This is a genomic window from Pseudomonas sp. E1BtOHC1 (assembly GCF_058744285.1).
Map to the genome: position 1 here is coordinate 1886953 of NZ_CP196023.1, position 12588 is coordinate 1899540.

9 protein-coding genes are annotated in these 12588 nt (G+C 63.7%); 8 read left to right on the plus strand and 1 reads right to left on the minus strand.

Annotated features, from left to right (window positions below; all coding sequences use genetic code 11):
* Positions 1–92: 92 nt before the first annotated feature.
* The 4 genes from ACSSVC_RS08660 to ACSSVC_RS08675 all read left to right on the plus strand — a co-directional run bounded on the left by ACSSVC_RS08660 (position 93) and on the right by ACSSVC_RS08675 (position 6831).
* Positions 93–452, plus strand: coding sequence for a hypothetical protein (locus tag ACSSVC_RS08660; protein WP_346633591.1), 360 nt, complete (start codon positions 93–95; stop codon positions 450–452).
* Positions 453–936: 484 nt separating this feature from the next.
* Positions 937–2736, plus strand: coding sequence for a DUF1302 domain-containing protein (locus tag ACSSVC_RS08665; RefSeq protein ID WP_492612179.1), 1800 nt, complete (start codon positions 937–939; stop codon positions 2734–2736).
* 24 nt (positions 2737–2760) lie between these two features.
* The gene (locus ACSSVC_RS08670; protein ID WP_346633589.1) at positions 2761–4128 is read left to right on the plus strand and encodes a DUF1329 domain-containing protein; all 1368 of its coding nucleotides are present in this window, start codon (positions 2761–2763) and stop codon (positions 4126–4128) included.
* Between the two features lie 147 nt (positions 4129–4275).
* Positions 4276–6831, plus strand: coding sequence for a LuxR C-terminal-related transcriptional regulator (locus ACSSVC_RS08675; protein WP_492612180.1), 2556 nt, complete (start codon positions 4276–4278; stop codon positions 6829–6831).
* Positions 6832–6841: 10 nt separating this feature from the next.
* On the opposite strand, the gene ACSSVC_RS08680 is transcribed toward ACSSVC_RS08675, so the two are convergent.
* Positions 6842–7642, minus strand: a complete 801-nt coding sequence (locus ACSSVC_RS08680; protein WP_123727503.1) for an IclR family transcriptional regulator — start codon at positions 7640–7642, stop codon at positions 6842–6844.
* Positions 7643–7809: 167 nt separating this feature from the next.
* Between ACSSVC_RS08680 and hmgA the strand changes: the two genes are divergently transcribed.
* The 4 genes from hmgA (at position 7810) to ACSSVC_RS08700 (ending at position 12579) form a co-directional block, all read left to right on the plus strand.
* Positions 7810–9114, plus strand: a complete 1305-nt coding sequence (hmgA, locus tag ACSSVC_RS08685; RefSeq protein ID WP_346633587.1) for a homogentisate 1,2-dioxygenase — start codon at positions 7810–7812, stop codon at positions 9112–9114.
* A 3-nt stretch (positions 9115–9117) separates the two neighbouring features.
* Positions 9118–10419: a fumarylacetoacetase gene (gene fahA / locus ACSSVC_RS08690; protein ID WP_492612181.1), complete on the plus strand. Its 1302-nt coding sequence runs from the start codon at positions 9118–9120 to the stop codon at positions 10417–10419.
* Positions 10420–10431: 12 nt separating this feature from the next.
* Entirely contained in the window at positions 10432–11070 is a 639-nt protein-coding gene (gene maiA, locus ACSSVC_RS08695; RefSeq protein ID WP_404938247.1) for a maleylacetoacetate isomerase, read from the plus strand.
* Positions 11071–11208: 138 nt separating this feature from the next.
* Positions 11209–12579, plus strand: a complete 1371-nt coding sequence (locus tag ACSSVC_RS08700; protein ID WP_492612182.1) for an MFS transporter — start codon at positions 11209–11211, stop codon at positions 12577–12579.
* The last annotated feature ends 9 nt before the right edge of the window (positions 12580–12588 follow it).

The window sequence follows — 12588 nt, forward strand, 5'->3', positions numbered from 1 at the left end:
ATGACGCATCGGGCCTTGAGCCCCGGCGGTTGTACTCCTGCAGCGTTCGTCTCTATGCTCGACGGTTACCGAACGAACAAGGAGCGCTTGATATGTACGAGTCAAAGGACCAGCCGGTATTGTCGAGATTGCTGTTTATCCGACGCTTATGTGTTCACGGCCTGGTGGTTCTGGCCCTGATCATCTTTTCGGTTTTGCTGGGTATCAGCGGTCTGCTGTACTTCGAACAGGACATTTCCTTTCACGACGCCTTGTATGACGCAGCCATGATCCTTGGCGGCATCGGGCCCATCAACATGCCGCAAACCCCTGGCGGCAAACTGTTTTTTGCCACGTACGGGCTTTATACCAATCTGGTTTTTGCCGCCACCCTGGGCTTGATCCTGTCACCTGTGGCGCACCGTCTGCTGCACAAGTTTCATTACGATGAAAGTGATGACGACCGCCTGTAAGTGCAACTTGGCTTTTATATTCCAGGCATAAAAAAGGCCGCTGCAAGAGCAGCGGCCAAAGTAAGACGTTAGATCAAGGAGCTACAAAATCAACGTCGGTGAACCTGGGGTAGCGGCCTGAACTGAAGCCCTTCAAGCCTGCTGGAAATCTGTTTCGGGAAACGGCCGCCGGGCGCTTTGCGCGGCAGTGGCGTGGCGCTGTTTGCCGTGACTGCCAGGCAAGAATAAGCCCTGGCGTGACCTGGAAAAATAGCGATTCAGGACAAGGACTGTTACAGCATGAGCAACAGTCCAAAGGGGGCGCAGCACCTGTATCGATGCACTTGATGGGCTCGTATCCAGCCCGTGGATACGCCTCTGAGCGGCCCCCGTGGCAAGGGCACTCATCCTTTCGGGCGACAACTCGAATACCTCCTTGGTGCGCTTATCGGCCGTGGTACCCCGGCAGTAGGGTGAGCCTCCTGTCACTCACCGGGGAAGACGCATGACAAGAACAACAATGCGCGCCATCTTCAAACCGCAGGCGCTGGCCGTCGCGGTGGCGTTGGGCTGTAGCTCCCAGGCTCAAGCGGTCTCGTTCAACATCGGAGAAATCGAAGGGCAGTTCGACTCGTCGTTATCGGTCGGCGCCAGTTGGGGCATGCGCGATGCCGACCGGGCGTTCGTCGGTACGGTCAACGGCGGCACCGCGCAGTCTTCCACCGGCGACGATGGCCGCTTGAACTTCAAGAAGGGCGAGACCTTCTCGAAGATCTTCAAGGGCCTGCACGACCTTGAGCTCAAGTACGGCGACACCGGCGTCTTCGTTCGTGGCAAGTACTGGTACGACTTCGAACTCAAGGACGAAGACCGCGAGTTCAAACCCATCAGCGACCACAACCGCAAGGAGGGCGCCAAGTCCTCGGGGGCGCAGGTTCTCGACGCCTTCGTCTACCACAACTACTCCATTGCCAACCTGCCGGGTACCGTGCGCGCCGGCAAGCAGGTGGTCAGCTGGGGCGAAAGCACCTTCATCGGCAACTCCATCAACAGCATCAACCCGGTGGACGTCTCGGCCTTTCGCCGCCCCGGGGCCGAGATCAAGGAAGGTCTGGTGCCGGTGAACATGCTGTTCGCTTCCCAGGGCCTGACCAACCAGTTGACTGTGGAAGGCTTCTATCAGTTGGAGTGGGACCAGACCGTGGTGGACAACTGCGGCACCTTCTTCGGCAACGATGTGGTGGCCGATGGCTGTACCACCGGCTACACCGTCGGCAGCCCGGCGATCGCACCGTTGCAACCGGTGGCAGCGGCCTTCGGCCAGGGCTTTCAGGTAACCCGCGAGGGGGTGATCCTGCCCCGCGGCGGTGACCGCGACGCCCGGGACTCCGGGCAGTGGGGCGCGGCCCTGCGCTGGCTCGGCGACGACACCGAGTACGGCTTGTACTTCATGAGCTACCACGCGCGCAGCCCGGTGGTGAGTACCACCACGGCCAACATCAGCCCGGCCACCTTGGGGGCTATCGGCGCCGCGGGAGCCGCGGCCGCTCCCACTGTTCCCGGCGCGGGGGCCAGCCTGGTGCAAAGCGTGATGCTCGGCCGTGGCCAGTACTACCTCGAATACCCGGAGGACATCCGCCTGTATGGCGCCAGCTTCTCCACCACCTTGCCCACGGGCACTGCCTGGACCGGCGAGATCAGCTACCGGCCCAATGCCCCGGTGCAGGTCAACACCAACGACCTGACCCTGGCCCTGCTCAACCCCATCGCCGGGGGCGCGGCTTCACCGATCAAGACCGCCATGGGCGCCGACAACACTGGCTACCGGCGCAAGGAAATCACCCAGATCCAGAGCACCATGACCCAGTTCTTCGATCAGGTGCTGGGGGCCGATCGCCTGACCCTGGTGGGCGAAGCGGCGATCGTCCGGGTCGGTGGCCTGGAGGACAAAAGCAAGCTGCGCTACGGCCGTGATTCGGTCTACGGCCAGTACGGCTATGGCGGCGACACCGACGGGTTTGTCACCGCCACCTCATGGGGCTATCGCGCCCGGGCCATCCTCGACTACAGCAACGTGATCGGCGGGATCAACTTCAAGCCCAATCTGTCCTGGTCCCATGACGTCAACGGCTATGGCCCCAACGGCTTGTTCAACCAGGGCGCCAAGGCCCTCAGCGTTGGCGTCGATGCCGATTACCGCAACACCTACACCGCCAGCCTCAGCTACACCGACTTCTTTGGCGGGCGCTACAACACCCTTACCGACCGGGATTTTCTCGCGTTGAGCTTTGGCGTGAACTTCTGAATCGGCTCAAGAAGGAGCACTTGAATGCGCAAGATGATTCTGCAATGCAGCGCCCTGGCACTCGGCCTGTGGGCGGCCAACCTGATGGCCGCAGTGAGTCCGGAAGAAGCCGCCAAGCTGGGCACCAGCCTGACTCCCGTGGGGGCGGAAAAGGCCGGCAACGCCGATGGCTCGATTCCGGCCTGGACCGGCGGCATCCCGAAGAACGCCGGGGCAGTGGACAGCAAGGGCTTTCTCGCCGACCCCTTCGCCACTGAAAAGCCGCTGTTCATCATCACCGCGGCCACGGCGGACAAGTACCAGGACAAGCTTTCCGCAGGGCAGTTGGCGATGTTCAAACGCTACCCGGACAGCTACCGGATTCCGGTCTATCCCACCCATCGCAGCGTCGGCCTGCCACCGGAGATCTACGAATCGGCCAAGCGCAGCGCGCTGAACGTGACCACCACCAACGACGGCAACGGGTTGGCCAATTTCACGGGCAACCGCTACTACGCCTTCCCGATTCCGAAGAACGGCATCGAGGTGCTGTGGAACCACCTGACCCGCTATCACGGCGGCAACCAGAAACGCATCATCACCCAGGCCACCCCCCAGACCAACGGCAGCTACACCTCGATCCGCTTTGAAGAGGAAGTGGCGGCGCCCCAACTGATCCCCGACCTGGACCCGGCCAAGGGGGCCAACGTGCAGAACTTCTTCAAGCAGTCGGTGACCGCTCCGGCGCGGCTGGCGGGTAACGTACTGCTGGTCCATGAAACCCTGGATCAGGTCAAGGAGCCCCGTTCGGCCTGGATCTACAACGCCGGGCAGCGCCGTGTGCGCCGCGCCCCACAAGTGGCCTACGACGGTCCGGGGACCGCGGCCGACGGGCTGCGGACTTCGGACAACTTCGACATGTTTTCCGGAGCGCCCGATCGTTATGACTGGAAACTGGTGGGCAAGAAGGAGATGTACATCCCCTACAACAGCTACAAGCTGGACTCCCCGAGCCTCAAGTACGACGACATCATCAAGGCTGGGCACATCAACCAGGACCTGACCCGTTACGAACTGCACCGGGTCTGGGAAGTGGTGGGCACGGTCAAGCCCAACCAGCGGCATATCTATGCCACCCGGCACATGTACATCGACGAGGACAGCTGGCAGGTGGCGCTGGTGGATCACTACGACGGTCGTGGCCAACTGTGGCGAGTGGCCGAAGGGCACGCGCAGTATTACTACGACCATCAGGTTCCGGCCTACACCCTGGAAGCCCTGTATGACCTTAACGCTGGTCGCTACCTGGCCCTGGGCATGAAGAACGAGGAAAAGCACAGCCTGGAGTTCGGCTTTGCCGCCAAGGCTGCCGACTACACACCGGCCGCGTTGCGCGCCAGCGGGGTGCGCTAGGCAGCGGTGACGCACGAGTACAAAGGCGACCGTGCGGTCGCCTTTTTTATGGGGCTGGATCAGCCCGCTGAATACTTCTTCAACAGGTCGGGAGGTCGGGGCTAGGGTGGGAGCACGCTGGCTAAAACTATAAAAAGGCATGCTGCAATGACTGCCATGACTCGTTGTCCAGAGCGTTCCGGGTTCATGCCCCGTTTGTCTTCCCATCATTTTCCACGTGGCCACCTGAGTACGCCGTTGCTGGCCTCCAGTGCGCGGGTCAAGTTGTTGTGTGCACCCGCCGGCAGTGGCAAGACTGCACTGCTCAGCGAATGCCTGCAGCAGGCGCCCGCTTTGTGCCGGGTCATCTGGTTGCCTCTGGGTGGTGCGCGCCAGAGTCCGGAAGACTTGTGTCGTGCCCTGGCCGCGGCCCTGGGCCAGGCCGATGCCGATCCGACCGCGTTGCTGCAGCACCTGGCCCATCTGCCCAGTCCGGCCTGGCTGTGCATCGATGACTATTGCCGGCTGCCGGCGGCGGACCTGGATGGGCTGCTGGACCGCTTGCTGAGCATCGACAATCCCTTGCTCACCTGGTGGATCGGCAGTCGCCGTCGCCCCCAATGCAACTGGCCCCGCCTGTTGCTGGACGACCAGCTCTACGAACTGGACGGCAGCGCCCTGGCCTTCAGCCAGAGCGATATCGAGCAACTGTTGCAACGCTTGCCGCAACCTTTGTGTGCGCAGACCGCCAGCCGCATCCTGCAACGCAGTGGCGGCTGGTGTGCCGGGGTGCGTATCGCCTTGCTCGATGGCAGCGAGCGGGTGACCCAACCCTGTAAGCCAGGGCGCCCCAACACCTTGCTGGAATACCTGGAGCACGAGCTGTTCAGCGTGTTGCCGGCGGAACTGGCGGAGGTCTGGCAAGTGCTGGCCCATATGCCGCGGTTCAATGCCGAGCTGTGCGAGCATCTGTTTGGCGCCGGGGAAGGGGCCCAGTACCTGCGTACCCTGCAGGACCTGGCCTGCTTTATCGAACCCTGGGAAGGCAGCGCCGACTGGTTGCAGGTGTTCCCGCCCCTGGCCCGGCTGATGCGGGACGAAGCCTGGCCCACCGGGCGCTCCTGGCATCGACGGGCTTGCCAGTGGTTTACCGCTCAAGAGGACTGGCAGTCGGCCTTTGAGCAGGCGCTATTGGCCGAGGAGTATGACGTCGCGGTCAGCTTGCTGGAGCATTTCAATTTCGAGTTCCTGTTCCAGCAGCACAACGGGTTGTTGCTGTTGCAACTGCATGAGCGGCAGGGCGCCGAGTTGCTGCTGGGCAGTCCGCAGTTACTGGGGTTGCTGGTGGCGGCCATGCTGTTCGCCGGACGCTTCGAACAGGCCGGGCAATGCATGGCCCAGATGGCACGGTTCGCACCGCAACCTTCGGCCGTTGAACAACGCCAACTGCTGGCTCGCTGGCAGGCACAACAGGGTTGGCTGTTGCATTTGGCTGGGCGGATGGACGCCGCGCGGCAGCACTTTCTCGACGCCTTGAGCGAACTGGCAGACAGCGCCTGGACCACCCGTTTGCTGTGCCTGTCCGGGCTGACCCAGCAAGCACTGCTGTGCGGTGAGCTGGATGTGGCCCAGTCCCTCAATCGCGAGGCGCTGTGTCTGGCCCGGGCCCAGGATGCGTTGCTATTCGAAGGCTTGCTGGAGCTCGACCATGCCCAATTGCTGGAGCAACGCGGCGCGCCCCATCGAGCGCAAAGCTTGCTGGAGCAGGTGATCGAGCGTTTGTCCGGGCAAGCGCTGCGCGCCACGCCCTTGCTCGGGCGCCTGGCCTTGCGCCTCGGCCGGCTGGCGTTGCGCCAGGGACACGATGGGCAAGCGGCCGAGTATTTTCGCCGAGGGCTCGAGGACTGCCTGGTCAGTCATGACAAGCGCGCTTTGTATGGCTTTCTCGGTGAAGCCCAGTTGGCGGCCAACCAGGGCGACTACGCCCAGGCGTTCGTTCGCCTGCGGGACGCCGAGCGGCTGATGCAGCAACGGCAGATCCCCGACACTGTCTACCGTGGCGTGCTGTTGCAGGTCAGCAGCCAGCTCTGGCTGCAGCAGGGCCGGCCGGAGCTGGCCCACGAAGCCTTGAGCCGGTTGCTCCGGCACTTTCGCGGGCCCCAGGCCCTGCAGGCGCCGCCGGCCACCCTGGAGTTGATCCCGAGCATCGAGTACCTGCTGGTGTTGGCCGAGGTTGATCTGGGGCGGGCCCAGGCGCCGGTCGCCACGTTGCAGGGGCTGCTGGCACGGGCCCAGCGCCACGGCATGCTGGGGCTGGAGGCGCAGGTGCAGTTGGCCCTGGCCGAGGTGGCCTTCACCCTCGGCGATCAAGCCTTGGCGGCGCAGGCGTTGCAGGCCGGGCAGGAGCTGGTGGCACGCTGCAATCTGCCCCAGGCCCTGCACGAGTTGCACCTGCGGCAACCGGCGTTGTTGCAGGCGCTGGACCGCTCACAAACCACGCTTGCGGTGGCGCCGCAGGAGAGTCAGGACAGCCTGCTCAGCCTGCGGGAGTTGCAAGTGCTGCAATTGATCGCCCAGGGCTGCTCGAACCAGCAGATTGCCGAGCAGCTGTTCATTTCCCTGCACACGGTGAAGACCCATGGGCGCCGGATTCACAGCAAGCTGGGGGTGGAGCGGCGGACCCAGGCGGTGGCCAAGGCCCAGGCCCTGGGGCTGATGAGTTGAGGCGCGCCGGTTATTCGGGCTGCGGTTGATAACCCATGCGCCAGCTCACTGCAGAGCTGGCCGCCAGCAGGCGTTGGGCTGCGGGTCCATGTTCATCGGCGTGAAACAGCGATGTCGGCCCTACCACTGTCAGCACCGCGGCGATCTTGCCGGTGGCATCGAACACTGGCGCCGACAGTGCATCGACCCCAGGCATCAGCAAACCGTGGACATGGTGCAGGCCGCGCTGGCGAATCTGCTCGGCCAGTGCGTCGTGGACCTGTGGATCGGCCAGCGCATGGGGGCTGCTTGTGGACAGTTCCTGCTGACGCAGATCGAGGGTTTCCCGCTGTGGCAGGTAAGCGTTGAACACCAGTCCGGTGGATGAGCTGAGCAGGGGCAGCACCGAACCCAGTTGGGTGACCACGGTCACCGCCCGCACCGCCGGCTCGATGTGCACCACGGTCGCGCCCTGATTGCCCCACACCGCGAGGAAGCAGGTTTCGTTCAACTCATCCCGCAGCTCCGCCAGGGGCAGGGCGCCCACCTTCAAGACATCCATGCTGCCCAGGGCCGCCAGTCCCACCCGCAAGGCTTCACGACCCAGGCCGTAATGATTGGTGGCGGTGTTCTGTTCGGCAAAGCCGCTGGCGATCAACGCTTGCAGGTAACGGTGCACCTTGCTCGCGGGCATCTGCACATGTTCGGCCAGGCGCGAAAGAGAAGTGGCCGGTGACAGTTCGGCCAGGGCCTTGAGGATGTCGGTGCCGACTTCGGCCGAGCGGACTTTCTGTTTACCGGTGCTGTCGCTGGTGCTGCGCGGCTTTTCCATGGAGGTGTTGGGGTCCCGTGACAAGTGGCGGTCTTTATAGCTTGACGCTCCTGGGCAATCAAATTACGTTATGCGTAATTGGATTACGATAAAAATAACCCAGGCGTGCCGATAACTCTTGTTAAGGAGTGGTGGGCCCCTGCCTACTCCAACTTCCAGGAGGCTCCATGAACCTCGATTCTTCGGCGTCGGCCCTCAGCTATCAATCGGGCTTCGGCAATGAATTCGCCAGCGAAGCCCTGCCAGGCGCGCTGCCCGTCGGCCAGAACTCCCCGCAGAAAGCGCCCTACGGCCTGTACACCGAACTGTTTTCCGGCACCGCCTTCACCATGACCCGCAGTGAAGCCCGGCGTACCTGGATGTACCGCATCCAGCCCTCGGCCAATCACCCGGCGTTTGCCAAGCTCGAACGGCAACTGGCGGGCGGCCCCTTGGGAGATGTGACCCCCAACCGCCTGCGTTGGAACCCGTTGCCGATCCCTGCCGAGCCCACCGATTTCATTGATGGCCTGGTGGCCATGGTGGCCAACTCTGCAGCGCAGAAGCCTGCGGGCATCAGCGTCTATCACTACCGCGCCAACCGTTCCATGGAGCGAGTGTTCTTCAACGCCGACGGTGAAATGCTCCTGGTGCCGGAACTGGGCCGCCTGCGCATTGCCACCGAATTGGGCGTGCTGGACCTGGAGCCCCTGGAAATCGCCGTGCTGCCCCGGGGCCTGAAGTTCCGCGTCGAGCTGCTGGACCCACAGGCCCGTGGCTACATTGCCGAAAACCATGGTGCGCCGCTGCGCCTGCCGGACCTGGGCCCCATTGGCAGCAACGGCCTGGCCAATCCCCGGGACTTCCTGACCCCGGTGGCCCACTACGAAGACCTCAAGCAGCCCACCACCCTGGTGCAGAAGTTCCTCGGCGAACTCTGGGGCTGCGAGCTCGACCATTCGCCGCTCAACGTGGTGGCCTGGCACGGCAACAACGTGCCCTACAAATATGACCTGCGCCGCTTCAACACCATCGGTACTGTCAGCTTCGATCACCCGGACCCGTCGATCTTTACCGTGCTGACCTCACCCACCAGCGTGCCTGGCCTGGCCAACCTCGACTTCGTGATCTTCCCGCCGCGCTGGATGGTGGCCGAGAACACCTTCCGTCCACCGTGGTTCCACCGCAACCTGATGAACGAATTCATGGGCCTGATCCAGGGCGCCTACGATGCCAAGGCCGAAGGTTTCCTGCCCGGCGGCGCGTCCCTGCACAGCTGCATGAGTGCCCATGGTCCGGACGGCGAGACCTGTACCAAGGCGATCAACGTCGAGCTGCAACCTTCGAAGATCGACAACACCATGGCCTTCATGTTCGAGACCAGCCAGGTGCTGCGTCCCAGCCAGTTCGCCCTGGAATGCCCTGAGCTGCAGAACGACTACGATGCTTGCTGGGCCTCGCTGCCCGCCACCTTCAACCCGAATCGGAGATAACCCATGACCTCAACCATCACCCGTAGCTGGGTCGAGTCCGCCAACGGTCACCCCGACTTCCCGTTGCAGAACCTGCCCCTGGGGATCTTCAGCACCCAGGGTTCGGCGCCCCGCAGTGGTGTCGCCATTGGCGAACAGATTTTCGACCTGGAAGCGGCGCTGGACGCCGGCCTGTTCGAAGGCCAGGCCAAGGCCGCGGTGCAAGCCGCCCGTGGTGGTCAGTTGAATGCTTTCTTCCAGCTTGGCCGTCCAGCCCGTGTTGCCCTGCGTGAACGCCTGCTGGAACTGCTGGGCGAGGGCAGCAGCCTGCGCGGCAAGATCGAAGCCCAGGGAGCGAAGCTGCTGCCCCTGGCGGCGGAATGCCAGATGCACCTGCCGGCCAAGATCAATGACTACACCGACTTCTATGTCGGCATCGAGCACGCGCAGAACGTCGGCAAGCTGTTCCGTCCCGACAACCCCCTGCTGCCCAACTACAAGTACGTGCCCATCGGCTACCACGGTCGCGCCTCGACCATCCGCGCTTCCGGTGCCGATGTGCGCCGGCCCAAGGGTCAGACCTTGCCGGCCGGGCAGAGCGAGCCGACCTTCGGCCCATGCGCACGCCTGGACTATGAACTGGAACTGGGTATCTGGATCGGCCAGGGCAACGAGATGGGCGAGCCCATCGCGATTGGCGATGCAGCCGAGCACATTGCCGGTTTCTGCCTGCTCAACGACTGGTCGGCGCGGGATATCCAGGCCTGGGAATACCAGCCGCTGGGGCCGTTCCTGTCGAAGAGCTTCATCACCAGCATTTCGCCCTGGGTGGTGACTGCCGAAGCCCTGGAGCCGTTCCGCCGGGCCCAGCCCCAGCGCCCTGAAGGCGACCCGCAACCCTTGCCGTATCTGCTGGACAAGCGCGATCAGGACGTAGGTGGCTTCGACATCGAGCTGGAAGTGCTGCTGATCACCCAAGCCATGCGCGAGCAGGGCTTGCCGGCGCACCGCCTGACCCTGAGCAACACTCAGCACATGTACTGGACCGTGGCACAGATGGTGGCGCACCACAGCGTCAACGGCTGCCAGTTGCAGGCCGGCGACCTGTTCGGTTCGGGCACTTTGTCCGGCCCGCAGAGCGGACAGTTCGGCAGCCTGCTGGAGATCACCGAAGGCGGCAAGAAACCTATCGAGCTGGCCTCCGGCGAGGTGCGCAAGTTCCTCGAAGACGGCGATGAAATCATTCTGCGCGGGCGTTGCAGCCGCGAAGGTTTCGCCTCCATCGGCTTCGGCGAATGCCGGGGCACTGTCCAGCCGGCCCGCTAAGGGGAGCGCCTTATGCAGCTCTATACCTACTACCGTTCCACGGCGTCCTACCGGGTGCGCATCGCCCTGGCCCTCAAGGGCCTGGAGTTCCAGGCCATCCCGGTCAACCTGCTGGTGCCCAAGGGCGGGGCGAACCGCCAGCCGGAGTACCTGGAGATCAACCCGCAGGGTCGGGTTCCGGCCCTGCGCACCGATGAAGGCGATCTGCTGATCCAGTCACTGGCGATCATCGAGTACTTGGAGGAGCGTTATCCACAGGTGCCGCTGCTGTCCGAGGATCTGGTCAGCCGCGCCCAGGAGCGGGCGGTGGCCGCCATCATCGGCTGCGACATCCACCCGCTGCACAACTCCAGTACCCAGAATCTGCTGCGGGAATGGGGGCATGAAGAAGACCAGTTGCTGGTGTGGATCGACCATTGGATCAGCCAGGGTCTGGCCGCCCTGGAGCAACTGATCGGTGATCACGGCTTCTGTTTCGGCGATGAGCCGGGGCTGGCCGATGTGTTCCTGATTCCCCAGCTGTACGCCGCCGAGCGCTTCAAGGTGTCCCTGGACGGCTATCCACGGATTCTCCGGGTCGCGGCCCTGGCCGCGGCGCATCCGGCGTTCCAGGCCGCGCACCCGGCCAACCAGCCCGACACCCCGGCCTGAGCCTGCACGCTGCCCCAGCTTTCGGGGCAGCGTAGCATCCGTATTACCTAGGCCCCGCAACGGGGCCTGAGCGGTCACCACCTGTGACCTGCGCAACACTGCTGCTCATAACCATAAAAAACGAACAGGTACCTTGCGATGCAAAATCAGATTGCCAGCTTTCGTGCTGCGCTCGACGCCCGCCCGGTGTCCCGCTATCAGTGGTTGCTCCTGTTGCTTCTCGCCTTGTTGCTGGTCACTGACGGCTACGATGCCCAGGTCCTGGGTTATGTGGTGCCGGCCCTGGCTCAGGACTGGGGCCTGGAAAAGTCCGCCTTCGGTCCGGTGTTCAGTGCCAACCTGCTGGGCTTGACCCTCGGCTCTCTGGCAGTGACACCGCTGGCGGACCGTTTCGGGGTACGGCGGATTCTGCTCTGTTGCGTGCTGATCTACGCCAGCCTGACGGTGCTGATGGTGTTCGCCAATTCCCTCCACAGCCTGATGGCCGCGCGCTTTATCTGCGGGATCGGCATGGGCGGTGCGATGCCCAGCGCCATGGCCCTGATGTCTGAGTATTCGCCGCCGCGCCTGCGCACCTTGATGGTGACCCTGGCCGCCTGCGGTTTCTCGTTCGGTGGCGCTGCCGGTGGTTTTGTCGCTGCCGGTTTTATCGATCGCTTCGGTTGGGAGGCGGTGTTCCTGGCTGGTGGGATCACGCCCTTGCTGCTGTTTCCGTTCCTGGTCTGGCGCCTGCCCGAGTCCCTGCCGCGCTTGCTGCGGGACGCGCCGCCCTATGCGCGCTTGCGCAAGGTCACAGCGCAGATGCTTGCGGACTGGCAGCCACCGCCCGTTGTCAGCGGCCCCGGTGAAGCACCGGCAGGCAGCAAGCTCACAGTGGTGGAGCTGTTCCGCCAGGGCTATGCGCGACCCACGCTGCTGATCTGGTCGACCTTTTTTGTCAGCCTGATCCTTCTGTATTTCATGATCAGTTGGTTGCCGACCTTGCTGCTGGAAAGTGGCCTGGCCCTGAAACAGGCCAATCTGGTGACCTCGATGTTCCTCTTCGCCGGCACCCTGGGGGCGATCTGCATGGCCTGGTTCGCCGACCGCCTCAAGCGCAAGGTGCGCCTGCTGGCGGCCGTGCTCGGTGCCGCGGCTCTGTGCACCGTGCTGCTGGGCCTGAATCACGACAACCCGCGTTATCTGGTGGTGTTCGTGTTTGCTGCCGGCTTTTGCATCATCGGCGGGCAACTGACCCTCAACGCCTTCGCCAGCAATTTCTATCCGTCGCAGGTGCGCGCCACCGGTACCGGCTGGGCGCTGGGGGTGGGACGCTTCGGTTCGATCCTGGGGCCGTTGTTCGGCAGCATGCTGCTGGCGATGCATATCCCGGTGCAGCAGATTTTCTTCTTCTGCGCGATTCCGGCGGTGCTGGCGGCCGTGCTGATCATCCAGGTGCGCTCGCCGTCCGAGGCTTGCGCGGGTGACGCGGGAGCGGCCCCCGAGCTGCAGGCGCCGCTCAAATCCTGAGGTGCTGTC

Bases quoted from the DNA above. Each gene is read 5' to 3' on its own strand.
- ACSSVC_RS08660 (WP_346633591.1), top strand. From the start codon at position 93: ATGTACGAGTCAAAGGACCAGCCGGTATTGTCGAGATTGCTGTTTATC.
- ACSSVC_RS08665 (WP_492612179.1), top strand. From the start codon at position 937: ATGACAAGAACAACAATGCGCGCCATCTTCAAACCGCAGGCGCTGGCC.
- ACSSVC_RS08670 (WP_346633589.1), top strand. From the start codon at position 2,761: ATGCGCAAGATGATTCTGCAATGCAGCGCCCTGGCACTCGGCCTGTGG.
- ACSSVC_RS08675 (WP_492612180.1), top strand. From the start codon at position 4,276: ATGACTGCCATGACTCGTTGTCCAGAGCGTTCCGGGTTCATGCCCCGT.
- ACSSVC_RS08680 (WP_123727503.1), bottom strand. From the start codon at position 7,642: ATGGAAAAGCCGCGCAGCACCAGCGACAGCACCGGTAAACAGAAAGTC.
- hmgA (WP_346633587.1), top strand. From the start codon at position 7,810: ATGAACCTCGATTCTTCGGCGTCGGCCCTCAGCTATCAATCGGGCTTC.
- fahA (WP_492612181.1), top strand. From the start codon at position 9,118: ATGACCTCAACCATCACCCGTAGCTGGGTCGAGTCCGCCAACGGTCAC.
- maiA (WP_404938247.1), top strand. From the start codon at position 10,432: ATGCAGCTCTATACCTACTACCGTTCCACGGCGTCCTACCGGGTGCGC.
- ACSSVC_RS08700 (WP_492612182.1), top strand. From the start codon at position 11,209: ATGCAAAATCAGATTGCCAGCTTTCGTGCTGCGCTCGACGCCCGCCCG.